General features: G+C 50.7%; 29 protein-coding genes. 17 read left to right on the top strand and 12 right to left on the bottom strand.

Annotation, left to right across the window (positions count from 1 at the left end; all coding sequences use genetic code 11):
- Nucleotides 1–3: 3 nt before the first annotated feature.
- The 3 genes from JK216_RS04360 to JK216_RS04350 all read right to left on the bottom strand — a co-directional run bounded on the left by JK216_RS04360 (nt 4) and on the right by JK216_RS04350 (nt 1,069).
- Nucleotides 4–300 carry a DUF4312 family protein gene (locus tag JK216_RS04360; protein ID WP_212711383.1) on the bottom strand — a complete coding sequence of 99 codons (297 nt, stop codon included), beginning with the start codon at nt 298–300 and terminating at the stop codon, nt 4–6.
- Nucleotides 301–303: 3 nt separating this feature from the next.
- The gene (locus tag JK216_RS04355; protein ID WP_212707343.1) at nt 304–666 is read right to left on the bottom strand and encodes an SFCGS family glycine-rich protein; all 363 of its coding nucleotides are present in this window, start codon (nt 664–666) and stop codon (nt 304–306) included.
- Nucleotides 667–739: 73 nt separating this feature from the next.
- On the bottom strand, nt 740–1,069 hold the full coding sequence (locus tag JK216_RS04350) for a glycine dehydrogenase (protein WP_212707428.1): 330 nt from the start codon (nt 1,067–1,069) through the stop codon (nt 740–742).
- A gap of 321 nt (nt 1,070–1,390) precedes the next feature.
- On the opposite strand from JK216_RS04350, the gene pptA reads away from it, so the two are divergent.
- The 3 genes from pptA to JK216_RS04335 all read left to right on the top strand — a co-directional run bounded on the left by pptA (nt 1,391) and on the right by JK216_RS04335 (nt 3,215).
- Nucleotides 1,391–1,621, top strand: coding sequence for a tautomerase PptA (gene pptA, locus JK216_RS04345; protein ID WP_212707344.1), 231 nt, complete (start codon nt 1,391–1,393; stop codon nt 1,619–1,621).
- A 155-nt stretch (nt 1,622–1,776) separates the two neighbouring features.
- Complete coding sequence (ssuE, locus tag JK216_RS04340) at nt 1,777–2,331, top strand: NADPH-dependent FMN reductase (protein ID WP_212707345.1); 555 nt, start codon at nt 1,777–1,779, stop codon at nt 2,329–2,331.
- A 221-nt stretch (nt 2,332–2,552) separates the two neighbouring features.
- The gene (locus JK216_RS04335; protein ID WP_212707429.1) at nt 2,553–3,215 is read left to right on the top strand and encodes an epoxyqueuosine reductase QueH; all 663 of its coding nucleotides are present in this window, start codon (nt 2,553–2,555) and stop codon (nt 3,213–3,215) included.
- 66 nt (nt 3,216–3,281) lie between these two features.
- On the opposite strand, the gene hemB is transcribed toward JK216_RS04335, so the two are convergent.
- The 4 genes from hemB to JK216_RS04315 all read right to left on the bottom strand — a co-directional run bounded on the left by hemB (nt 3,282) and on the right by JK216_RS04315 (nt 7,528).
- A complete protein-coding gene (gene hemB / locus JK216_RS04330) occupies nt 3,282–4,265 on the bottom strand; it encodes a porphobilinogen synthase (protein WP_212707346.1) in 984 nt (327 codons plus the stop codon).
- A gap of 122 nt (nt 4,266–4,387) precedes the next feature.
- Nucleotides 4,388–5,893 carry a glycine betaine/L-proline transporter ProP gene (proP, locus tag JK216_RS04325; RefSeq protein ID WP_212711382.1) on the bottom strand — a complete coding sequence of 502 codons (1,506 nt, stop codon included), beginning with the start codon at nt 5,891–5,893 and terminating at the stop codon, nt 4,388–4,390.
- A 301-nt stretch (nt 5,894–6,194) separates the two neighbouring features.
- A complete protein-coding gene (locus JK216_RS04320; protein WP_212711381.1) occupies nt 6,195–6,749 on the bottom strand; it encodes a DcrB family lipoprotein in 555 nt (184 codons plus the stop codon).
- A 113-nt stretch (nt 6,750–6,862) separates the two neighbouring features.
- On the bottom strand, nt 6,863–7,528 hold the full coding sequence (locus JK216_RS04315; RefSeq protein WP_212707349.1) for a 7-cyano-7-deazaguanine/7-aminomethyl-7-deazaguanine transporter: 666 nt from the start codon (nt 7,526–7,528) through the stop codon (nt 6,863–6,865).
- 224 nt (nt 7,529–7,752) lie between these two features.
- Here JK216_RS04315 and tusA point away from each other — a divergent pair, with 224 nt between their 5' ends.
- The gene (gene tusA, locus JK216_RS04310) at nt 7,753–7,998 is read left to right on the top strand and encodes a sulfurtransferase TusA (protein WP_212707350.1); all 246 of its coding nucleotides are present in this window, start codon (nt 7,753–7,755) and stop codon (nt 7,996–7,998) included.
- A 49-nt stretch (nt 7,999–8,047) separates the two neighbouring features.
- Here tusA and JK216_RS04305 read toward each other — a convergent pair whose 3' ends face one another.
- Nucleotides 8,048–8,677 (bottom strand): lysoplasmalogenase family protein, encoded by a 630-nt coding sequence (locus JK216_RS04305; protein ID WP_212707351.1) that lies wholly within the window; start codon nt 8,675–8,677, stop codon nt 8,048–8,050.
- Nucleotides 8,678–8,847: 170 nt separating this feature from the next.
- On the opposite strand from JK216_RS04305, the gene JK216_RS04300 reads away from it, so the two are divergent.
- Entirely contained in the window at nt 8,848–9,207 is a 360-nt protein-coding gene (locus JK216_RS04300) for a DUF2500 domain-containing protein (RefSeq protein WP_212707352.1), read from the top strand.
- A gap of 31 nt (nt 9,208–9,238) precedes the next feature.
- Here the strand turns inward: JK216_RS04300 and JK216_RS04295 are convergent, their stop codons facing one another.
- Nucleotides 9,239–9,508: a DUF1145 family protein gene (locus JK216_RS04295; RefSeq protein ID WP_212707353.1), complete on the bottom strand. Its 270-nt coding sequence runs from the start codon at nt 9,506–9,508 to the stop codon at nt 9,239–9,241.
- Nucleotides 9,509–9,510: 2 nt separating this feature from the next.
- Nucleotides 9,511–10,110, bottom strand: a complete 600-nt coding sequence (gene rsmD, locus JK216_RS04290; RefSeq protein ID WP_212711380.1) for a 16S rRNA (guanine(966)-N(2))-methyltransferase — start codon at nt 10,108–10,110, stop codon at nt 9,511–9,513.
- 244 nt (nt 10,111–10,354) lie between these two features.
- On the opposite strand from rsmD, the gene ftsY reads away from it, so the two are divergent.
- From ftsY to rpoH, 4 genes are all read left to right on the top strand, one after another.
- Entirely contained in the window at nt 10,355–11,917 is a 1,563-nt protein-coding gene (ftsY, locus tag JK216_RS04285; RefSeq protein ID WP_212707355.1) for a signal recognition particle-docking protein FtsY, read from the top strand.
- A 5-nt stretch (nt 11,918–11,922) separates the two neighbouring features.
- Nucleotides 11,923–12,585 carry a cell division ATP-binding protein FtsE gene (gene ftsE, locus JK216_RS04280; protein ID WP_029685343.1) on the top strand — a complete coding sequence of 221 codons (663 nt, stop codon included), beginning with the start codon at nt 11,923–11,925 and terminating at the stop codon, nt 12,583–12,585.
- Nucleotides 12,582–13,610: a permease-like cell division protein FtsX gene (gene ftsX / locus JK216_RS04275; RefSeq protein WP_212707356.1), complete on the top strand. Its 1,029-nt coding sequence runs from the start codon at nt 12,582–12,584 to the stop codon at nt 13,608–13,610. The genes ftsE and ftsX overlap by 4 nt, the downstream gene beginning before the upstream one ends.
- A gap of 245 nt (nt 13,611–13,855) precedes the next feature.
- On the top strand, nt 13,856–14,713 hold the full coding sequence (gene rpoH, locus JK216_RS04270; RefSeq protein ID WP_212707357.1) for an RNA polymerase sigma factor RpoH: 858 nt from the start codon (nt 13,856–13,858) through the stop codon (nt 14,711–14,713).
- Nucleotides 14,714–14,773: 60 nt separating this feature from the next.
- Here rpoH and panM read toward each other — a convergent pair whose 3' ends face one another.
- The gene (gene panM, locus JK216_RS04265; protein ID WP_212711379.1) at nt 14,774–15,166 is read right to left on the bottom strand and encodes an aspartate 1-decarboxylase autocleavage activator PanM; all 393 of its coding nucleotides are present in this window, start codon (nt 15,164–15,166) and stop codon (nt 14,774–14,776) included.
- Nucleotides 15,167–15,352: 186 nt separating this feature from the next.
- Between panM and ugpB the strand changes: the two genes are divergently transcribed.
- From ugpB to ugpQ, 5 genes are all read left to right on the top strand, one after another.
- Nucleotides 15,353–16,672, top strand: a complete 1,320-nt coding sequence (gene ugpB / locus JK216_RS04260) for a sn-glycerol-3-phosphate ABC transporter substrate-binding protein UgpB (RefSeq protein WP_212707359.1) — start codon at nt 15,353–15,355, stop codon at nt 16,670–16,672.
- A gap of 96 nt (nt 16,673–16,768) precedes the next feature.
- The gene (gene ugpA / locus JK216_RS04255; RefSeq protein ID WP_212707360.1) at nt 16,769–17,656 is read left to right on the top strand and encodes a sn-glycerol-3-phosphate ABC transporter permease UgpA; all 888 of its coding nucleotides are present in this window, start codon (nt 16,769–16,771) and stop codon (nt 17,654–17,656) included.
- The gene (ugpE, locus tag JK216_RS04250; RefSeq protein WP_212707361.1) at nt 17,653–18,498 is read left to right on the top strand and encodes a sn-glycerol-3-phosphate ABC transporter permease UgpE; all 846 of its coding nucleotides are present in this window, start codon (nt 17,653–17,655) and stop codon (nt 18,496–18,498) included. The genes ugpA and ugpE overlap by 4 nt, the downstream gene beginning before the upstream one ends.
- Nucleotides 18,499–18,500: 2 nt before the next feature.
- Nucleotides 18,501–19,574, top strand: coding sequence for a sn-glycerol-3-phosphate import ATP-binding protein UgpC (locus JK216_RS04245; RefSeq protein WP_212711378.1), 1,074 nt, complete (start codon nt 18,501–18,503; stop codon nt 19,572–19,574).
- Entirely contained in the window at nt 19,571–20,314 is a 744-nt protein-coding gene (gene ugpQ / locus JK216_RS04240; RefSeq protein WP_212711377.1) for a glycerophosphodiester phosphodiesterase, read from the top strand. The genes JK216_RS04245 and ugpQ overlap by 4 nt, the downstream gene beginning before the upstream one ends.
- 35 nt (nt 20,315–20,349) lie before the next feature.
- Here ugpQ and JK216_RS04235 read toward each other — a convergent pair whose 3' ends face one another.
- Nucleotides 20,350–20,616, bottom strand: coding sequence for a DUF2756 domain-containing protein (locus JK216_RS04235; RefSeq protein ID WP_212707364.1), 267 nt, complete (start codon nt 20,614–20,616; stop codon nt 20,350–20,352).
- A 427-nt stretch (nt 20,617–21,043) separates the two neighbouring features.
- Between JK216_RS04235 and JK216_RS04230 the strand changes: the two genes are divergently transcribed.
- The 3 genes from JK216_RS04230 (at nt 21,044) to gntK (ending at nt 23,507) form a co-directional block, all read left to right on the top strand.
- Nucleotides 21,044–21,739 carry a pirin family protein gene (locus tag JK216_RS04230; protein ID WP_212711376.1) on the top strand — a complete coding sequence of 232 codons (696 nt, stop codon included), beginning with the start codon at nt 21,044–21,046 and terminating at the stop codon, nt 21,737–21,739.
- A gap of 110 nt (nt 21,740–21,849) precedes the next feature.
- Entirely contained in the window at nt 21,850–22,845 is a 996-nt protein-coding gene (gntR, locus tag JK216_RS04225; protein ID WP_212707366.1) for a gluconate operon transcriptional repressor GntR, read from the top strand.
- Nucleotides 22,846–22,976: 131 nt separating this feature from the next.
- Complete coding sequence (gene gntK / locus JK216_RS04220; RefSeq protein WP_212707367.1) at nt 22,977–23,507, top strand: gluconokinase; 531 nt, start codon at nt 22,977–22,979, stop codon at nt 23,505–23,507.
- Nucleotides 23,508–23,509 lie beyond the last annotated feature (2 nt).

The following is a 23,509-nucleotide window of genomic DNA, read 5'->3' as shown; positions in this document are numbered from 1 at the left end:
GAGCTACTGCAGGGTGAAATTGATACTTTCCGTATCAACGGCAGAAACACTGGCGGTAATTTCCAGCTCAATACTGTAGCGGTAACGTTTTCTCGCCAGGAAAAAGAACAAAAATCGCTCACGCTTACACTGATAATTGGCCTGAATCACTTTCACTTCCCGGGGTTCAATGCGCAGTAACACTTTACGTGTCGATAACAATACCGTCCTCTGTACCTGGCCGAGGGCATCAGTAAAGGCACTGACTTTGCTGATACCGTTTCCCCTGACCCTGACGGTGGTGACAAATTGTTCCTTCATCGGCTATCCACCGTATTTTTTTATCCAGGCCTGCACCAGCCGCTCTCCGAGTACTTCCTGATCCATAAAACCGAAGCCCAGCACTTTGTTTCCCTCGTTAATCGCCGTGACACCCTCGTCAACCGAACGCATGCCATACTTTGCCGGATACCCATATGTTGTCCGGGCGGTAATCGCTCCTGCGCCGCCGCTGCCGCAAAAGGAGAGGCCGAATGATGCACCCTGCGCATGCATGGTTTCGCCCAGCTTCATATCTGCCGCAACGCCGGCAATCACGATGGCGGTACCTCCCGCTTTTTCTACCCCGGCCGCGACTTTCTGACCTTTGCCCAGACGGTCTCCAATCACTACGATCACCTTTGACATATTTTCTTCCTTATTGAGGGGGGGGATAACGCGCCTGTACTGTTTTTCAGGCGTGGCTGCAGGCGACAAAACCTCAGGGGGATTCTCTGGCCACTTCGAAATGAACCGATAATAGCCATGCTTCTTCCTGCGGCAGATTACCGAACAGGCTGACGATGCTGGTGGCCAGTGCCATTGACGCCGGGGAGATTTCATCAAATAGCTCCCTGTCGACCACTGGCAAGGCTTCGCCGGTTCGTGAGCGCAGAGCCATGGCCTGAACGTGTGATTGCAACATCTGTTGCTGTACCGCGGTGGGATGGATACCTGAGGCGGTAAACAGGCAGTGAATCTGTGACATTATCTGGTCGGCAAGTCCCTGAATGGCGAGTTGCTGATCTGTCATTGCTGCTGCCTGCTCCATAGTGACTCCTTTTGCCTGCTGTTTCGCGAAGAACACTGAATCCCTGTTTACGGAATCAATACAGTAGCCTGTGGCAGCGGGGCTGTGTAGCCGGCAGTTTTTCCTGCTGGCTGTGGAAAAAGTCGCGGTGAAGATGATCAGTCGCACAAAAAAACAGCGCATACACCAACGGATTATCTAATTCTGTTATGGCGGCAGAATGCTCCTGACGCAGCAGCCACGTGTGTATAACGGATGTGGACTTTCCTGTGACAGATTCTGATGTCATTATCGGAACCGTCGCCTTATACAGCGTATTATCTATTCAGACAGGAGCCGGTTATGCCGCATATTGAAATACAGTCTTTTCCACGTGAGTTAACTGATGAGCAAAAAACAGCCCTGGCCGGGGCCATGACCGCAGTGTTACAGGAACATCTGAACAGCAGTGATTCAGCGGTCAGTATTGCACTGAAATATGTGCCGCAGGAAAACTGGAAATCCACGGTCTGGGATACGCAAATTGCGCCACAGATGGATCAACTGATAAAGAAACCCGGCTATCAGCTATAAAATAACCGCATAACAGCCATCCGCGTAGCCGGCGGTACGGATTATTCATATCCGGCAATAGCTTTGCCGGATATATTATTTTTCCTTAACCGGTAATTCTGTCATGCTGTGGACACATTTTCTGCTGAAAACAACACACTGATAAGGGGACAGTCATGCGGGTAGTGACTTTAGCCGGAAGTCCGCGTTTTCCTTCGCGCTCTGCGGCATTACTGACACGTAGCCAGAAAATACTTGAATCCCGGGGGGTCGAAGTCCTGCCGTGGAATATTCAGCATTTTGAGCCCGCGGATTTAATTCAGGCCCGGTTTGATGCACCTGCAATCTCTCTGTTTAAAGAAGACCTTGCCAGTGCGCAGGGACTGATTATTGCAACGCCGGTATATAAAGCGTCTTACTCCGGAGCATTAAAAACCGTACTGGATCTGTTACCTGAACGGGCACTGGAAAATAAAGTAGTATTACCGGTGGCGACTGCCGGCAGTCATGCGCATATGCTGGCAATCGATTATGCACTTAAACCGGTGCTGGGTGCCCTGAAAGCCAGGGATATTCTGCATGGGGTTTTTGCCAACGATTCGCAAATCATCCCTGGAGAAAGGGATGTACAGATTGATGATGTGATCCTCACACGGCTCAATGATGAACTGGACGCGTTTCTCAATGCGCTGAACCGTTTGCACAGGGTGTCTGCTGAGCTTGTTGCCTGACCGATACGCGACGGTCGTTTCGGCCGTCCGTGTCTGTCACCCGTCTCATTGTGCGGTAGTTGTACTCTGCTGAACGGCGCGGTTCCGCGAAAAAATGGCGTTTTTGCTATTCCGTACTGGCGTATTGAATAAAATCCTATAACAATATGCTGTATACTTTACATCCGGGCACTGACCCTGATGACGCTTTTTCGCTGTTGCTACGTTTTGGAAATCTGAGTATGTCTGACGCTATCGAAAGAAAACCACTTCCTCTGCCAGGTGGTCATAATAAAGTATTACTGCATTCCTGCTGTGCCCCTTGCTCCGGGGAAGTGATGGAAGCCATGCTGGCATCGGGGATTGAATACACCATTTTCTTCTATAATCCGAATATCCATCCGCTGAAAGAATACGAATTACGTAAAGAAGAAAACATTCGGTTTGCCGAGAAATTTGGTGTGCCTTTTGTGGATGCGGACTATGACCGTGACAACTGGTTTGAGCGGGCTAAAGGAATGGAGTGGTCTCCGGAACGCGGAGAACGCTGTACGATGTGTTTCGATATGCGTTTCGAGCGTACTGCATTATATGCCCACGAGCATGGTTTCCCGGTGATCACTTCGTCGCTGGGGATTTCCCGCTGGAAGGATATGAAGCAAATCAATGGTTGCGGTGTCCGTGCGGCGGAAAAATATCCGGACATGATGTACTGGGAGTTTAACTGGCGTAAAGGCGGTGGCTCCGCCCGGATGATCGATATCAGTAAGCGGGAACGTTTTTATCAGCAGGAATATTGTGGCTGTATCTACTCGTTGCGTGACACTAACCGTCACCGTGTAGCGACGGGCCGTGAACGTATTACCATCGGGGTACAGTATTACGAACCGGAGAATAAAAAATAATTTTTCCGGTCAGTGAAAAGGCGTCCCCGCGGACGCCTTTTTTTGTGCTGCTCTGTCTGCCGGCGATTAGCGGGTCAGAATTTTCTGCTCAGCTAATTCCAGAGCAAAATAACTCATAATAATATCGGCACCGGCGCGTTTTATAGCGCCCAGGCTTTCCAGAACAACGTTCTGCTCATCGATAGCACCGGCCTGAGCAGCGAATTTAATCATCGCATACTCACCACTGACCTGATACGCCGCCAGCGGTAAATCAGTACGTTCGCGAATATCACGCAATATATCCAGATAGGCACCGGCCGGTTTCACCATCAGCGCATCGGCCCCTTCAGCCTCATCAATCAGTGACTCACGGATAGCCTCGCGGCGGTTCATCGGGTTCATCTGATAGGTTTTACGATCCCCTTTCAGTGCTGTGCCGGCGGCTTCGCGGAACGGGCCGTAAAAGGCAGACGCAAATTTGGTGGAATAGGACATAATGGCCGTATCAGTAAATCCGGCAGCATCCAGCGCCTGACGGATCGCTTTTACCTGGCCATCCATCGCTGCGGAAGGGGCGATAAAATCAGCACCGGCAGAGGCTGCGGCAACCGCCTGTTTACCCAGGTTAACCAGCGTCTGATCATTATGTACCGCACCGTTGCACAGGACCCCGCAGTGCCCATGAGAGGTATATTCGCAGAAGCAGGTATCTGACATAACCACCATGTCCGGCACCGTGTCTTTGCAGATACGTGACATTCTTGAGACCAGGCCATTCTCTGCCCAGCTGTCGCTGCCGGTGTCATCCAGATGGTGAGAGATGCCAAAGGTCATCACTGAACGGATCCCTGCCCGGGCAATACGCTCTATTTCATAGGCCAGCCGCTTTTCAGGAATTCGTACCACGCCAGGCATGGCCGTGATTGGCTGATAATCATCCAGCCCTTCTTCGACAAAGATTGGCAATACCAGATCATTCAGGCTCAGAGAGGTTTCTTTGAAGAGTTCACGGACAGATGAGTTTTTACGCAGCCTTCTTGGACGCTGCACAAGAGAGAAATCGGACATACTATACCCGGCACTGATTAAAATGTGATTCCAGTCTACTCCTTTTAACCAGCAGAGACGATGTAAGCCGCAATAATTGTTACATAATATCCCTCAGCGGGGGCCCGCTGAGGGAGAGGGGATTACTCGTTAATGTCCGGATGCTGTTGTACCAGGGTTTTCCGTTTAGCTTCCAGGCGGGCAATTTCCTCGTCAATATCTTCAATTTTGTGTTCGATATTGTCGTGGTGTTCCTGCAGAATCTCTCTGGCTTCTGCCAGATCAGAAGCTGCCGGTGTTGCACCGCTTAAAGGTTTGTTGGCGGTTTCTTTCATAAAGATACCGGTCAGTAAGCCAATCACCGCGATAACCATCAGATAATAAGCCGGCATAAACAGGTTATTGGTCGCCTCCACCAGCCAGGCGGCGAGTGTCGGGGTCAGACCGGCAACCAGAATCGAAATATTAAAGGCACAGGCCAGCGCACTATAACGGATATGGGTCGGAAACATTGCCGGCAGGGTAGAAGCCATGACGCCGGTAAAGGCATTGAGGATCACTGCCAGAATCAGCAGCCCTGCAAAGATCAGTCCGAGTACATTACTGGTGATCAGCATAAACGCCGGAGTCGCAAAAATCAGCAGGGCAATACTGCCGATAATTACAAACGGACGACGCCCGAAACGGTCACTGAGCATACCCATTACCGGCTGAACGAACAGCATACCAATCATTATTGCAATGATGATCAGTACCCCGTGATCTTCTGAATAATGCAGATTATGGGTCAGATAGCTGGGCATATAGGTCAGTAACATGTAATAGGTCACATTGGTCGAAATCACCAGACCGACACAGGACAACAGGCTTTTCCAGTGTTTGGTGGCAATTTCTCTGAATGAGACTTTCGGACCATCCTGTAACCCTTCACGGTCGCCTTGCTCAAGTTTATCCACATGCTGCTGAAACGCAGGCGTTTCTTCCAGGGCGTGGCGTAAATAGAGCCCGACCACCCCTAACGGTAATGCCAGGAAGAACGGCAAACGCCAGCCCCATTCCATGAATTTTTCGTCACCGACGATGGTAGAGATAAGCACCACAATCCCTGCACCGAGGACAAAGCCGATAATGGAACCAAAGTCGAGCCAGCTACCCATAAAACCGCGTTTACGGTCAGGGGAGTATTCGGCAACAAAAATAGATGCTCCGGTATATTCTCCGCCGACGGAGAACCCCTGCGCCATTTTAGCAATTAACAGCAGGATCGGTGCCCAGATACCGATGGAGGCATATGAGGGGATAAGTCCTATACAGAAAGTACTGATCGACATAATGACGATAGTGATGGACAGGATTTTCTGTCGGCCGTATTTATCGCCGAGCATACCGAAGAACAGCCCACCCAACGGGCGGATCAGGAACGGAACAGAGAAGGTGGCGAGAGCCGCAATCATCTGGATACCGGGAGATGCTGAAGGGAAAAATACTTTACCTAATGCAAAGGCAACAAATCCATAAACCCCGAAATCAAACCATTCCATGGCGTTGCCTAGCGATGCAGCAGTAATCGCCTTCCGCAACCTGGCGTCATCGATAATGGTGACGTCATCAATCCCAATGGGTTTTATACGCTTCCTACGCAATTTCATATGAATACCTGTATTTTGTTCATAAGTTATCAGCATGATCCCCGGTAATCGATGTGTAAAAATATTACCGGCGATAGTAAGCATAGATGCAAATTGTCGTTTCGGACCACCCTGATCGTACAATAAATTAACGGACTTATTATTGTAATGAACGGTTAAGTATAGCCTTTTTGTATACTAAAAGATATTTTGGGTATTTTTTGGTCGTTATGGAGAAGTCAGGGGGAAATGGCAGGTATGTGTCTCACTGACAGAACAGGATTATCACGCCCTGACGAGGCGTGATAATCGTCACTGAAAATTATTTCAGTGTAATTGTTTTCACAATATTTTCGGCGGTAGTTTGTGACTGGGCCTGATTATCGGCAGGTAATGAGATTTGCAGAGTAATCAGTTTTCCGTCAACTTTGGTCATCACCACCGTTGACCAGTTTGTCTGGTTTTTGGCAGAAATAACGCTGTCCAGCTGCTGCGCCGGGTGACCACTCAGGGTAATTTCTTTATCAGAGACGACCTGCAACTGCGGGTCACGGTTGCGCTGCTGTTGTTCCAGCCGCTGACTGAGTACATCCAGTGCTTCACTGGTGTTATCACCGGTAATCACGATAATCGCCTGTTGCCCATTATTGTTTGCATAAACATGCATGTTATTGCCGGTGGTGCCGAGTTTCCCGGTCTGATCTGTCATTCCTGATGGCAGGGTGAAACTCAGTTTTCCCCCAGCCAGGGTCACGGTTTGTGGATCCTGCTGGCTGGCGGCGGCATGCTGCCCGGCAGTATCCTCTTTCTTCTGGTCACATGCAGCCAGACCGATGACCAGTAATCCGACACTGAGGTATTTAAGTAACTTGCTCATCTGAATTCCTTTTTATATTTCACATCGGGTGATCACAACGAAAATGAACGGGAAAAGCAATCCGTTGATTGTCACCAAATCTTAGCTGTTGTCACAGACCCGGTCATTCAGTGTTAACCTGAACTGACCGCGGGTTGTTGCGTCCTGCCGGACATCTTTTTCAGGATAGCATTCAGCAGCACACCATAGGCAGGCAGGAAAAAGACCAGGCAAATAAATATCTTATAACTGTAGTCCGCCAGGGCGATTTCGAACCAGTGCTGAGCCATAAACGCATCACTGCTGTGATAAAATGCGATAAAGAAAAATGCCAGTGTATCGCTGATATTTCCCAGAAACATTGCCGCAGCCGGAGCCAGCCACCAGCGGGACAGGCGGCGCAGCCGGTCGAATACGTAAATATCCAGTATTTGTCCCAGAACATAAGCCATAAAGCTGGCCAGCGCTATTCTGGCGACGACGACATTGATGTGCTGCAGTGAATCCCAGCCCTGCCAGCTGCCCTGATAAAAAAAACAGGACACAACGTAAGAAACCCCCAGAGCAGGGAGCATCACCAGCAAAATAATGCGTCTGGCCAGCGGTGCACCAAAAATGCGTACCGTCAGGTCAGTGGCGAGGAAGATAAACGGAAAACTGAATGCACCCCAGGTGGTATGAAACCCGAAAATATCGACGGGCAACTGCACCAGGTAATTACTTGAGGTAATAATCAGTAAATGAAATACAGACAAAACGACACCGGCAAACCATTGCTGGCGGGGAGTAAAGGTGATCATAGCTGGCCTTTTTAGGTTGGGGTGAGGGAACCCATATATCGGCCGGAGGGCTGCGTGAACGCAGGCAGTCTTCCGGCATTACAGTGTACAATAAACCGCTCGCATGTTACCTGCCTGGCGAGACAATGCAAGGAAAGTCTCTGTTGATCACCGCACCTCAGGCGTTTGTCTGGCTGCCGGGCGCGGGGTAGAATAACCATCCTTTATGTTTATCAGAGTACGTCATGAGTGATCTCTTCAGTAGCGCCGATCATACCCTCGATGCGCTGGGTCTGCGTTGTCCCGAACCGGTAATGATGGTGCGTAAAACCATTCGTTATATGCAGGAAGGTGAGACTTTATTAATTATTGCCGATGATCCGGCAACCACACGCGATATTCCGGGGTTTTGTCGTTTTATGGAACATACCTTGCTGGAACAGGACACCGCGCAGTTGCCTTTTCATTATCTGGTAAAAAAAGGTCTCTGAGACAACAGCACCGCAGACAAAAATTACGGTGTCTGCCTGCGGGTCTGTATCAGGAAAGCCACAGGGAACGAATAATCATAAAGTGGCCGAGGATAAATAAGGCTTCATAAATTGCTCTGTCGGCCGGGAAACGATGACGGAAAAAACTGATTAACCAGCAAAAATTCGCCAGTAACAGTAAAATGGCCCCGGCCATTAAAGACAGCGTCTGATCGGTTTGCAGGCTGACATATTGCAGGATCGCCAGCCAGCACATCACTAATACCATGGTCAGCATGGTGCATACCGGCCAGCAGAGCTCGTCCAGTTGCTTACGAATGGTCATCAGTACCAGCAGACCGGCGACCAGCAGGGCTACCGGGACAGGCCAGTAAATCGTCAGGGTTATCCCGCGGGTCAGACTGAGCGTATACAGTAAATACGACAGGAACATGGTACCGAAGGCGTAGACCAGTTGCGGACGTGACAACAGACTCAGGACCCCGCCAGCCATAGCGGCAACCAGTCCGCCAATCAGTAAATAATCCGTGACCGAGCGGACAGGGGCCTGCCATGCCCATGCCAGCATTAGCAGAAAAGTTACGGGTTTAAACAACCAGCGCTGCCAGCGCGGGCCACGGTAAGAGGCGTCAATATACAGCCATCCGGAAAACAGTACTGCAAGAAATGACCAAAGCATATGCTCTTCCTTAATCCTTTTCGAATCTGGCCGGTAACGGGCAAGAGCGGTGCTATCCGCGATACCCTTTGACTTTCGGCCACTGCCAGCGATTATTACTGTGAATGATGAAAAATACAGGAAAAATAATACAGATTTTATTTCTTCCTGCGCACTGCCCCGGAGGCCTGATGAGTAAACCACCGCTTATTTTTATTATCGTCATCGTTGCTATTATTCTGCTGGCCGGCCGGCAGTTTTTCAGACAACGCAGTGAAAATGCCCTGAATGATGCGTCACCGGTGGTTACACAACAGGCGCTGGTGGTCAGTAAACGCGACTTTACGGCTGATAACCGGCGTTCACGACAACGAGAAGTGATTGCCGGTGAAATAGTGCGTTATGAAGTGACGTTCCGCCGCGAACCGGTGGGTGATGACTTCAGCGTACAGATGTCAGAGGAGCAGTATAATCAGTGCAGGGTCGGGACAACGGGCGCCTTACGTATGCAGGGCACCCGTTTTATCGGTTTTACCGCCGGCGGCCACTGATCAGGGAGTGGCGTTCCGTTGACGGAGTCGCTCAGTGTTTAGGATAATTTTTCTTCTGCCAAGCCAGCAGTTCAAAAACGCCAAAAAAAAATATTTTCAACTGAGTCAGACCGCCGAGTGCCGGCCCGTCTTTGGGCTGGGTGGCACGCAGTAAAACCAGCTGCAGGCCGTGCATCACCACCATAAAAAACAGTGCCACATCAATAAAGTATTTCAATGGTTTCGGGGCCGGATGCACTATATTCATCAGTAAAAAAGCCCAGACAAACAGCATCAGGATACGTCCGCCGATAAGTAACATAATTATTCTCCCTGAGAGTCCGGTGCAGAGTGATGATAGAGGCGATAAGCGACCTGACCTGCCACTTTCTCACGGTGCAGTTGCCAGCTGGCAGGTACCTGCGGAGCGCCTTGTTCCACTTCACATTCAATATAGATCAAGGCATTGCTGGCCAGCCAGCCGCCGGTATCCAGTAAGGTGATTGTCTGTGCCAGCAGTCCTTTACGGAAAGGGGGATCGATAAACACAATATCGTACGGCTGACCGGGAGTCCCTAACCAGCGCAGGGTGTCTGCCTGTATTACCTGTCCGGCGCTACTGTTAAGGGTACGCAGATTCTCTGTCAGCTGACGCGCCACCTGAGGTTCCAGCTCAACTAAGGTGACATGTCCCGCATAACGTGACAATGCCTCGATACCCAGAGCACCACTTCCGGCAAAACAGTCCAGGCAACGGGCCTGTGGCAGGTCTGCCGCCAGCCAGTTGAACAGGGTTTCCCGTACCCGGTCAGTGGTTGGCCGCAGCCCGGCACTTTCCGGGACCGGAAGTTTCCGGCCTCGCCATTGTCCGCCAATAATTCGTATTTGTCCGGCACCTGCCGGTGCCCGGGAATGTTTCTTCATTTCAATCACAACTCTTCATAATTTGTTGCTTAGTTTAACGGGCAGCGGCGTGATAAGAAACGGTAAAAAAGGGTGCTGTAATGCAATGCCAGGAAAATGATAGACTATCTGACTATGCTTTCACGATCTCTGCGGGTGCCTGATCGCGGCAGGGATTTGATAAATTAACATCTATGTTCCGAATTTTTTCTGGCAGAACCTGACGCGGTTCTCTGATTCGGGCCTAAAGGAGTGTCGTTAGATAATGGCAAAAGAAAAAAAACGGGGCTTTTTCTCCTGGCTGGGTTTTGGTCGCGATGAAGATACCGCAGAACCGGAAAAACAACCCGCAGAACAAAAAGAAACCCCGGACGCTGGCCCTGCGCAGGATCCCGCATCTGATACGGAAACCCCTGCGGCCGGCAGTACAGATGTTCCTGTAGTGACAGAAGAAACCTCAGAGCTACCTGCGGCGGCAGATATGGCTGCTGAGATTACAGAGGCTGAGTCGCAACGGCCACCGGCAGTCCCTGACCAGCCGGTTGACGTTGCTTCACCGGAGACAGAACAGCCGGTGACGGCTGACGTGCCTGAACCTGTGACCCTGATACAGGAACCCGGGGTGATGTCCGGCGTTACGGCACCTGACACGGATACGGAGCAGCTACTGGCGGCGAAAGTGGCTGAACAGCAGATGCCTGTTGCGGCTCCGGTCCCGGAGCACGCCGCTCAGGACAGTAACAGCCTGTCTGAATCCTCAGCGGCTGTCGTCGAAAGCCGTCAGGAGATACCGGCAACGATCGCGACGCAAAGCGAAAACGTTCCCTCCGTGTCTCAGAATAGTCCGGAAGCGCAGGTTGTTGATGCCCCTGAATCAGCGAGAGTTACCGAGCAGGAACGTCCGACACGGGAAGGTTTTTTTGCCCGTTTAAAACGCAGCCTGGTGAAAACACGACAGAATCTTGGCTCCGGTTTTATCGGTTTATTTCGCGGTAAAAAAATCGATGATGATCTGTTTGAAGAGCTTGAAGAACAACTACTTATCGCCGATGTCGGGGTTGAAACGACCCGTAAGATTATTGGCAGTCTGACAGAACATGCCAGCCGGAAACAGTTACGGGATGCGGAGGCGCTTTATGGTCTGTTAAAAGACGAAATGTCCTCCATTCTGGATAAAGTTGAACAACCGCTGGATATTGAAGGAAAAACACCTTTTGTTATCCTGATGGTCGGTGTGAATGGTGTGGGTAAAACCACGACCATCGGTAAGCTGGCACGCCAGTTTCAGTCTCAGGGGAAATCGGTCATGCTGGCCGCCGGAGATACCTTCCGTGCCGCTGCGGTGGAACAGCTGGAAGTCTGGGGCAAACGCAACAATATTCCGGTGGTTGCCCAGCACACGGGCGCGGATTCAGCATCGGTGATTTTCGATGCAATTCAGGCGGCTAAATCCCGCGGGATTGATGTGCTGATCGCCGATACCGCAGGGCGTCTGCAGAATAAATCTCACCTGATGGAAGAACTGAAGAAAATCACCCGTGTGATGAGCAAACTGGATGACAGCGCTCCCCATGAGGTGATGCTGACCCTGGACGCCAGCACCGGGCAGAATGCGATCAGTCAGGCGAAATTATTCAATGAAGCCGTTGGCCTGAGCGGTATTACACTGACTAAACTGGATGGTACAGCTAAAGGCGGGGTGATTTTCTCCGTGGCTGACCAGTTCAATATTCCTATCCGGTACATTGGTGTCGGTGAAGGCATTGATGATTTACGGCCATTTAAGGCCGGCGATTTTATAGAGGCATTGTTTGCCCGAGAGGACTAATTTGGATGATTCGCTTTGAAGAGGTCAGTAAAGCTTATCTGGGGGGACGCCAGGCGCTTCAGGGTGTGGATTTTCATCTGCGTCAGGGAGAAATGGCGTTTCTGACAGGTCATTCGGGAGCAGGTAAAAGTACATTGCTCAAATTGATCTGCGGAATTGAACGTCCCAGTGCCGGACAAATCTGGTTTAGCGGCCATAATATAACGCGTTTGCGTAATAGCGAGATCCCGTTCCTGCGCCGGCAAATCGGGATGATCTTTCAGGATCATCATTTGCTGATGGACAGAACGGTCTACGATAATATCGCCATCCCGTTAATTATTTCCGGCGCCAGTGGCGAAGATATCCGCCGCCGGGTGTCTGCCGCACTGGATAAGGTCGGCCTTCTCGATAAAGCGAAAAGTTTTCCGATACAACTTTCCGGGGGTGAGCAGCAACGTGTTGGTATCGCCAGAGCAGTGGTGAATAAACCGGCATTATTACTGGCGGACGAACCGACCGGTAATCTTGATCACGCCTTATCTGAAGATATCCTGCGTTTATTTGAAGAATTTAACCGCGTTGGTGTCACTGTATTGATGGCAACTCATGATATGTCTCTTATTTCCCGTAGAAATTATCGTGTGATGACCCTCAGTCAGGGACGTTTACATGGGGGAGTGGCATGAAGTTCGGTAAGGGAAATCAGGTTAACCGGCGGGTTAAAAAGTCGCCTGCGGCAGCGGCCAGACCAAGGTCTAAGCCAAAGCCAAAACGGGTATCTAAAGAGAAAGCACTGCGCGGCGGGTGGCAGGAGCAATGGCATTATGCCTGGCGCGGAATGCTTGCCGATATGCTGCGTCAGCCGTTAGCGACCTTACTGACGGTAACCGTTATCGCTATTTCACTGACACTGCCCAGTGTCTGTTATATCGTCTGGAAAAACGTCGATCAGGCTGCGACCGAATGGTATCCGGCACCTCAGCTGACGGTCTATCTGTCGAAAACACTGGATGATGACGCAGCACAGAATGTGATTAACCAGCTGAAACAGACAGACGGCGTGCAGCATGTGGATTATCTCAGCCGAGAAGAAGCACTGAATGAATTCCGTAACTGGTCCGGATTTGGCGGTGCGATGGATATGCTTGAGCAGAATCCTCTGCCAGCGGTGGCGATTATCACGCCGGCACTGAATTTCCAGAATTCAGAGACCATGAATACCCTGCGTGATCGGGTAGCAAAAGTGAGTGGTATTGATGAGGTCCGGATGGATGACAGCTGGTTTGCCCGGCTTTCAGCTCTGACCGGACTTGTCGGTCAGGTGGCTTTAATGATCGGGCTGCTGATGGTGGTGGCCGTCTTCCTGGTGATTGGTAACAGTGTCCGGCTGAGTATTTTTGCCCGCCGCGATACGATTAATGTACAGAAACTGATCGGTGCAACGGATGGCTTTATTCTGCGCCCCTTTGTTTACGGCGGTGCGATGCTTGGATTATCCGGCGCTTTTGTCTCGCTGATTTTATCAGAGGTTCTGGTCTTCCGGCTGGAGTCGGTGGTCTCCCATGTCGCCAGTGTGTTCAGTACTTCTTTTACACTTACGGGTTTCTCATGGGATGAAGCGTTACTGCTATTACTGGTTTCGGCGATGGTGGGCTGGATAGCCGCCTGGCTGGCGACGGCACAACATTTACGCCGTTTTACACCGCAGTAATCAGGGGAAATATTTTTTTGCTATACTTTTCCTCTGTTGCCAAAGGTCGGGGAGCAGAGGAGCTTTCCCCGCAGTACTCCGGGCCTTGTCAAAATATTCACAGGTAAAAATGAACCTGTGGATAACTTTTGTGTCTTAATGATTAATAGCACGCATTGCTTTCGATCTTTTGACACGGCTGACATAATAGAGGTGCTGGTTGTAAGGATCAGGCAATATTTTTTATGAATTCTGAGAGGGTTTGAATGACCAAAGAAATGCAAGCTCTGGCTATTGCTCCTCTGGGTAATCTTGATGCATATATCCGGGCGGCTAATGGCTGCCCGATGCTGACAGCCGATGAGGAAAAAATGCTGGCTGAACGGCTGCATTACCAAGGCGATCTGGATGCAGCCAAAAAGCTGATCCTGTCACATTTGCGCTTTGTGGTTCATATCGCTCGTAATTATGCAGGTTATGGTTTACCTCAGGCTGACCTTGTTCAGGAAGGTAATATCGGTCTGATGAAGGCGGTACGCCGTTTTAACCCCGAAGTGGGTGTGCGTCTGGTCTCGTTCGCGGTGCACTGGATCAAAGCTGAAATTCACGAATATGTACTGCGTAACTGGCGGATCGTGAAAGTAGCAACCACCAAAGCACAGCGGAAGTTATTCTTTAATCTGCGTAAAACCAAACAGCGGCTTGGCTGGTTTAACCAGGATGAAGTTGAAATGGTGGCGCGCGAGCTGGGTGTCAGCAGTAAAGACGTACGTGAGATGGAATCGCGGATGGCGGCTCAGGATATGACTTTCGATCCGACTCCGGACGATGAAAATGCCGAGGGTAAGTCTGCAGCACCGGTGTTTTATCTGCAGGACAAAACGTCTGATTTTGCTGATGGTATCGAAGAAGATAACTGGGAATCACACGCAGCCGACAAACTCAGTGATGCTATGCAGGGGCTCGACGAACGCAGCCAGCATATTATTCGCGCCCGCTGGCTGGATGATGACAACAAAACCACATTGCAGGAGCTGGCCGATAAGTACGGTGTTTCCGCTGAGCGTGTTCGTCAGCTGGAAAAAAATGCGATGAAAAAACTGCGTGTTGCTATCGAAGCATGATAAGACGACAGTGCAGTCACAGCAGGGTGGCCCATGGCCACCCTTTTTTATGCCTGTTATTCAACGGGTTTTAGACCAGCACTGCGGGTGCTGTGGCTGAAAACCACAGTATTGTAAAAAAAGGCAGGCCGCGTCAGAAAACGGGAACCCTGCCGTGCTGATTTCCCAGTGGCTGATCGCCGGATTCATCCGCAGGGTTTCTTCCAGCAAAAAATATCCGACACCGCGTCTGCGGGTGGCTTCCCTTACCATGAACTGCCGGATATTCCCGGTCTGGTGTTGCACCTGTAATTCAAGCCCTGCCAGCAGCCGCTGATTAAAACGGGCAACATACCATTCCGGGTGATCCGTGCTGTTCAGGTACTGTTCTGCCGGGGTCTCCGGCCATATTTTCTTCAGGTCAGCCAGGTCCTGTGCTGAGGGATCGGACAGTCGTTCTATGGTCAGTCTCATGGTGATATCCGGTTCTGTTGGCAGGCCGGGGAAAGGCATCCGGGCGAAGATACTATGATCTTTTCCTGATATCTGTCATTACCCGGTCATATCTCTGTCATCTTATATTAATTTTTCTGTCATTTTTCCGTGTCATTTTACCTCGCGAACTTCCCATAGCGCACGATCATGCCACAGGATAAAACTATGTCAGTTCTTAAATTTCGTCGTCATGCCGCATGTGTAATGCTGGCATTAGGGTTGAGCGGAAATGCTTTCGCTGTGACCGAAATACCTTTCTGGCATTCCATGGAAGGCGGGCTGGGTACCGAAGTTGATTCGCTGGCCCAGCGTTTTAACCAGACACACCCGGAATATAAAATTGTACCGGTGTACAAAGGTAACTACGAACAGAGCCTTGCGGCCGGTATTGCTGCTGTTCGCAGCGGTGATGCACCTGCAATATTACAGGTGTATGAAGTGGGTACGGCTACCATGATGGCATCGCATGCGATTAAACCGGTCTATCAGGTCTTTAAAGATGCCGGTGTGCCTTTTGATGAGCAGCAGTTTGTACCGACGATCGTTGGTTATTACAGTGACGCAAAAACCGGTCATATGCTGTCTGAGCCTTTTAACAGCTCGACACCGGTACTGTATTACAACAAGGATGCGTTCAAAAAAGCCGGCCTGAATCCTGATCAGCCACCAAAAACCTGGCAGGAACTTGAAGCGGATGCTGCTGCACTGCGTAAGTCAGGGATGAGCTGCGGTTATGCCAGTGGCTGGCAAGGCTGGATTCAGCTCGAAGAATTCAGTGCATGGCATGGTCTGCCGTTTGCTTCTGAGAATAACGGGTTTGATGGCACAGACGCCAAACTGGTGTTTAATGGCCCTGAGCAGATTCGCCATATTGAGATGCTGGAACGCATGAACAAGGCAGGTACCTTTACCTACTTTGGGCGGAAAGATGAGTCGACTGCTAAGTTCTACAGTGGTGACTGCGGAATGACAACCGCCTCGTCCGCCTCTCTGGCAGATATCCGGCAGTATGCCAAATTTAATTTTGGTGTCGGGATGATGCCATACGATGAAACAGTGAAGAACGCACCGCAGAATGCCATGATTGGCGGAGCCAGTCTGTGGGTGATGCGTGGTCAGAATGATGCAACTTATAAAGGGGTCGCTGAGTTTCTGAAATACCTTGCACAGCCGGAAATTGCTGCCGAATGGCATCAGAAAACCGGTTACCTGCCGGCAACAACGGCAGCCTATGATCTTAGTCGCCAGCAGGGCTTCTACCAGAAGAACCCCGGTGCTGATATCGCCATGAAACAAATGCTGAACAAGCCGCCGCTCGCCTTTACTAAAGGTCTGCGTCTGGGCAATATGCCACAGATCCGTACCGTGGTGGATGAAGAACTGGAAAGTGTCTGGACCGGGAAAGAAACCCCGAAAGCAGCACTGGATAATGCCGTTACACGTGGTAATCAGTTACTTCGTCGCTTCCAGCAGCAGGTTAATTAGTCAAATTACCTGCGGAAAAAGCCGCGTCTGTCAGAGATTACTCCAGTATAACTGACAGTCGCGGCCCGGAGGTCTACCGCCTGAGGTCAGGGTTTTATGTCATCTTCTCGTCCCGTTTTTCGTCACCGTACACTGCCTTATCTGCTGCTGCTGCCCCAGATTGTGATTACGGTTATTTTCTTTATCTGGCCTGCCGCCGAAGCCTTGTGGTATTCGGTACTAAACCTCGACCCGTTTGGTTTTTCGGCACATTTTGTCGGGCTGGAGAATTTTACTCAGCTATTCCGGGATCCTTACTATCTGGACTCCTTTAAAACCACCCTGGTTTTCAGCTTTCTGGTGGCGGGTATCGGGTTGTTGATTTCGTTATTTCTGGCGGCACTGGTCGACCATGTACTGCGGCTGAAAAAGTTCTATCAGACCCTGTTGCTGCTTCCTTATGCGGTTGCTCCGGCGATTGCCGCGGTACTCTGGATGTTCCTGTTTAACCCGGGGATGGGTGTTATCAGCCATTTTTTGCAAAGTATTGGCTATAACTGGAACTATGCGCAAAACAGTGGCCAGGCGATGTTCCTGGTGGTACTGGCCTCCATATGGCAGCAGATCAGTTACAACTTCCTGTTCTTTTTTGCCGGATTACAGTCGATACCCCGGTCACTGGTCGAAGCGGCTGCGCTGGATGGTGCCGGGCCGGTCAGGCGTTTTATACATCTTTCGTTACCACTGATCGCTCCCGTCAGTTTCTTTTTGCTGGTAGTCAATCTGGTGTATGCCTTCTTTGATACCTTCCCGGTGATAGATGCCGCCACCCAGGGCGGGCCGGTACAGTCAACCACCACGCTGATTTATAAAATTTATCGTGAAGGTTTTACTGGTCTTGATCTCAGCTCATCAGCCGCACAGTCGGTCGTTCTGATGGTCATTGTGATTTTGCTGACGGTTGTGCAGTTCCGTTTTATTGAACGTAAGGTTCGTTATCAATGATAGAAAATCGCCGTGGATTAGATATCTTCAGTCACGTCATGTTATGGCTGGGGATCCTTACTATTCTGTTTCCGCTGTATGTCGCTTTTGTTGCGGCCACAATGGATAACCATCAGGTGTTCCAGTCCCCGATATCCCTGTTGCCGGGCGGCCATTTCTGGCAAAACATCGATACGATTTGGACCCGGGGTGTCAGCCCGAACAGCCCGCCCATCGGTCAGATGCTGTTGAATAGCATCATCATGGCACTGGGGATTACGGTCGGTAAAATTGCTATTTCGATCATTTCTGCGTTTGCGCTGGTGTGGTTCCGTTTCCCGTTACGGCAGTTTTTTTTCTGGATGATTTTTATCACTCTGATGTTACCGGTGGAAGTGCGTATTTTCCCCACCGTGGAAGTGATTTCAAAATTACATATGCTGAACAGCTACAACGGATTGATCCTGCCGATGATGGCTTCTGCCACCGCGACATTCCTGTTTCGTCAGTTCTTTATGTCGATGCCCAACGAGTTGATAGAAGCAGCGCGGATCGATGGTGCCAGCCCGATGCGTTTTTTCTTCGATATCGTCTTACCCTTATCGAAAACTAACCTGGCGGCACTGTTCGTTATTACATTTATATACGGCTGGAACCAGTATCTCTGGCCTCTGTTAATTACCAGTGATTCACGGATGAGTACCGCGGTCGCCGGGATCCGCAGCATGATTTCTCTGGGAGAAGGGGTGACCCAGTGGAATCTGGTGATGGCGGCGATGTTACTGACTCTGATCCCGCCATTAGTCGTGGTCCTTATTATGCAGCGTGCCTTTGTGAAAGGCCTGGTAGAGAGTGAGAAATAGTTATGGCAAGTGTGCATTTTCAGGCAGTCACCAAATCTTACGACGGTAAAAACCGCATCCTCCAGCCTCTGGATATCACCATTAATGAAGGTGAATTTATGGTAATGGTCGGCCCTTCAGGGTGCGGTAAATCGACGTTACTGCGGATGGTTGCCGGACTGGAAACCGTCAGTTCCGGTGATATCTATATTGATCAGCGGTGTGTTACCCGGCTGGAGCCAAAAGAGCGTGGCATTGCGATGGTATTCCAGAACTACGCGCTGTACCCGCATATGACGGTTGAGCAGAATATGGGTTATGGACTAAAGATCCGTGGTATGGGTAAAGAGCAGATCCGTCAGCGGGTACTGAATGCAGCCCGTAGCCTGGAACTGGATGCATTACTGACCCGCCACCCGCGTGAACTGTCAGGCGGACAACGTCAGCGGGTCGCCATGGGCAGGGCGATCGTCCGTGAGCCTTCAGTGTTCCTGTTTGATGAACCGTTATCTAACCTTGATGCCCGGCTAAGATCACAGATGCGGCTGGAATTACAGCAATTACATCAGCGGTTAAACACCACCAGTCTCTATGTTACCCATGATCAGGTAGAAGCGATGACGCTTGCCCAGCGGGTGATGGTGATGAATAAAGGCGTGGTGGAACAGGTGGGAACTCCGTCACAAGTTTATGAGAAACCTGCTACCACTTTTGTGGCCGGTTTTATCGGTTCACCGGCGATGAATCTGCTGCCGGGCAAAGTCAGTGCCGATGGCCGTGAGCTGGTGATAGATCCGCAATGCCGGATACTCCTGGCAGAACAACAGCCGGCACTGGCGAATCAGCTGGTGACTCTGGGGATCCGTCCTGAGCATATTCAGACGGTGGCTCAGTCTGCCAGCGCGATAGCCATGCAGGTGGAAACGCTGGAAATCCTGGGTGCAGATAATTTAGTGCATGGTAAAATCGGTGGTCAGCGGCTGGTGGTTCGGTTACCTCATGAACAGCGGCCTGCAGCCGGTACATTACTCTGGCTGGACTTTCCGTATCATGGACGGCATTTATTTAATACCACCACAGGATTACGTCTGGAATGATATATCAGCACTGGCCCTATCCGCATATCGTCGCCCACCGTGGCGGCGGAAAATATGCACCTGAAAATACCCTCGCGGCAATCGATACCGGGCATCGTTACGGTCATACCATGATCGAATTTGATGCCAAACTGTCTGCCGACGGGCAGGTTTTCTTACTGCATGATGATTCACTGGAACGTACGACCAACGGCCACGGGATTGCCGGGCTGCAGACATGGCAAAGCTTATCCGGTCTGGATGCCGGCAGCTGGTTTTCTGAGCAGTTCAGTGCAGAGCCTCTGGCGACGCTGCCGCAGGTTGCAGAACGTTGCCGCCAGTACAGGATGCTGGCAAACATCGAAATTAAGCCGACCCGCGGTGAAGATACGATGACAGGCCGTGCTGTCGCACTGGCAGCAGAAAAACTCTGGCAGGGTCAGACGGCGCCGTTATTGTCTTCTTTTTCTCTGCAGGCACTGGCGGCTGCACAGCAGGCAGTGCCGGGGCTTCCGCGCGGACTGTTACTGGACCAATGGCGCGACGACTGGCAGCAACTGACGACCCGGCTGGGATGTGTGGCCATTCACCTTAATCACCGGTTACTGGATGCTGAACGTGTCCGGTTACTGAAAGAGGCGGGGCTGCGTATTCTGGCTTATACGGTTAATCAGCCAGAGCGGGCCCGGCAGTTGCTCGGGCTGGGGGTCGATATGATTTGTACGGATAATATTGAGTATATCGGTCCTGATTTTCGCTGAGTTGACGGGCGGGTTCTTTCCCCGCCCGTGATATATCAGGGTTGTGCATGAGTAATACGCTGCTGTGCGCGGTTTTGTTGCTGTTGTATTTTTTGCTGTAATGCCTGTGACTCCATCTGCTGATCATTACGCAGTTGCATTTGCTGCTGTTGCTGCTGCATTTGCATCTGATTCAGCATGCGTTGTTGTGACGGGTTATACATCCTGTCCGGCGGGCGAACTCCTGAAGGATCATTATTGAGCGCTGCAGCGGCCAGCAGAGGACAGGCAGCAATAAGCACTGTCAGTAGCATTTTTTTCATTGTGACCTCCGGTCTGAATCTCATCTGACAACAGAGTTTCTGCAGCGGCCTGCGGATAACGGGCCTTTGTCGTGCAGAAAACGTATCTTCTCAAAGGCGGTCACAGTTTTTTTCCCGGCTAGTGCGGTTTTCCGCTGAAACATCAGCTACGCGGCGTAGTGATAAAAAAGCAAAATTTATCTTTACAAGTGATAATGATAATGATTATTATTCAGTTGTCTTCACGAGACATCTCACTCAGATAGCTGGTGAAGACACGACATTGCTCACATTGCTTCCAGTATTTTTTGCCAGCCGTCAGGCTGGCTTTTTTTTGCCCACAGCCTGCCAGCAGCAACCTTCATTTTTTTTGAACAGACCCATGAACTTTTTCCGCTATTTTTTCAGGCAGTTCGGGGTCAGACTATAAAAAACGGAGGATTAGCGAATGATTTATTTACGTAAAGCGCAGGACCGTGGTTATGCACAGCATGGCTGGCTGGAAAGCTGGCATACTTTTTCCTTTGCCGGCTATCATGACCCGGATTTTATGGGATTTTCGGCACTCAGGGTAATCAACGAAGATATTATTGCTCCGGGGCAGGGATTCGGAACCCATCCCCATAAAGATATGGAAATTCTGACCTATGTTCTGTCCGGAACGGTGGAACATCAGGACAGTATGGGCAATAAAGAACAGATTCCGGCGGGGGAATTTCAGATAATGAGTGCCGGGACCGGTGTCCGTCACTCAGAATATAATCCCAGTGGCACAGAGCCGTTACATCTGTACCAGATCTGGATTATTCCGCAGACTACCGGCATCACTCCCCGCTATGGACAACGGCGATTTGCTGACCAGCAGGGACGGCAGTGGGTATTGACACCCGATGGCCGGGAAGACTCGCTCACCGTCTGGCAGGATATGACATTATCCCGCTGGGCATTAGTGACCGGGGAGCAGGGGATATTATCACCGCAAGCGGGGCGTAATATCTGGGTTCAGGTGGTAAAAGGCCGTCTGACCATCAATGGGCAACAGGTGAATACCAGCGATGCTCTGGCTATCCGCGATGAAGCCGAATTACAGATCACTGCTGACAGTGACGCCGAAATTCTTATCTTTGATTTACCCCCGGTCTGAAAATAATCTCCAACACCAGGGCCCTGCCGGAATGATCGCCGGCGGGGCATTTTGTCTGCGGAATTGATGCTAAACTCTGCCTAATTTCTCTGGTGTGAGTTGCGATAACAATGAAGAAAAAAAGACCCGTGCTTCAGGATGTTGCCGACCAGCTGGGTGTCACAAAAATGACAGTCAGCCGCTATTTACGTAACCCCGGCCAGGTCTCTGCCGCATTGGGGGAGAAAATAGGGAGAGTACTGGATGAGCTCGGGTATATCCCTAACCGTGTACCGGATATGCTGTCCAGCGCGACCAGCCGCGCCATCGGTGTTTTGTTACCCTCACTGACCAACCATGTGTTTGCCGATGTGCTGCAGGGCATTGAAGCCGTGACGGATAATGCGGGGTACCAGACGCTGGTGGCTCACTTTGGTTATCAGCCAGAAAAAGAGGAACGACAGCTGCGTTCATTACTGGGATGGAATGTCGACGGGGTGATCCTCACCGAGCGAACCCATACCCCGGCAACCTTACGGATGCTGGAAACAGCCGGTATCCCGGTGGTTGAAATTATGGACTCAGTCTCTCCCTGCCTCGATATGGCTGTCGGGTTTGATAATGTAGACGCTGCCCGGCAAATGACCCGGATGCTGATCAGTCACGGTTACCGGTCAGTGGTTTATCTGGGGGCCCGCCTTGATGAACGTACCCTGCAAAAACAGCAGGGTTACGTGCTGGCGATGCGTGAAGCCGGCCTTGAACCACAGAGTGTGATGGACGAAATGCCCTCTTCATTTACCACGGGGGCAGTGTTGTTGCGCCATGCCCTGCAGCGCTTTCCCCGTATGGACAGCCTGTGTTGTACGAACGATGACCTGGCCGTCGGGGCGATGTTTGAATGTCAGCGGCAGGGGATTGCCGTTCCGCAACAGATAGCCATTATGGGGTTCCATGGGCACGATATTACCCGGGTGGTCTCACCGGCACTGGCCACGGTGATAACTCCCCGTAAACAAATCGGAGAAACGGCGGCCGCCATGCTGTTGCAACGTCTGCGAGGTGAAACGGTGACAGACAAAGTCCGTAACCTGGGTTTCAGTCTGTATCGTGGCGGCAGTGTTTAGCTGATTTTATGATTCAGTTCACAGTTTGATGTTTTATTTGCCAAAGCTGTTGCCAGTAATTGTCCGGGTCATGACAATGTTTTAATCAATTGTTATCGGTAACATTACTGTATCTACAGTCGGAGCAAAAAATGACTACACCCTCTTCAAATCATTATGTGTTTATTCTGATGGGCGTTTCCGGCAGTGGGAAATCGGTGGTTGCAAGCCGTGTCGCCCACCAGCTGCAAACCGCATTTCTCGATGGTGATTTTCTGCATCCGAGAGCCAATATCTTAAAAATGGCCGACGGGCACCCCCTGAATGACCAGGATCGTCAGCCCTGGCTACAGGCAATTAATGATGCGGCTTTTGCGATGCAGCGTACTCAGGCTGTATCGTTAATTGTGTGCTCGTCCCTGAAGAAAAGTTACCGTGATATCCTGCGGCAAGGGAATCACAATCTTAACTTTATCTATCTGAAAGGTGATTTTGACACCATAGAATCACGCCTTAAAGCACGGAAAGGGCATTTCTTTAAACCGGCAATGCTGGTGACTCAGTTCGCCACCCTGCAGGAACCTGCTGAGAATGAACACGATGTGATTACGGTAGATATCCGTCAGTCTGTTGATCAGGTTGTTGCGGATACCGTTGCAGCGATAAAACACGCGATTCAGTAAGG

It is taken from the genome of Tatumella sp. JGM94 (assembly GCF_018257595.1).
GTDB classification, from domain to species: domain Bacteria; phylum Pseudomonadota; class Gammaproteobacteria; order Enterobacterales; family Enterobacteriaceae; genus Tatumella; species Tatumella punctata.
This window is presented reverse-complemented; position numbering and strand designations above follow the sequence as displayed.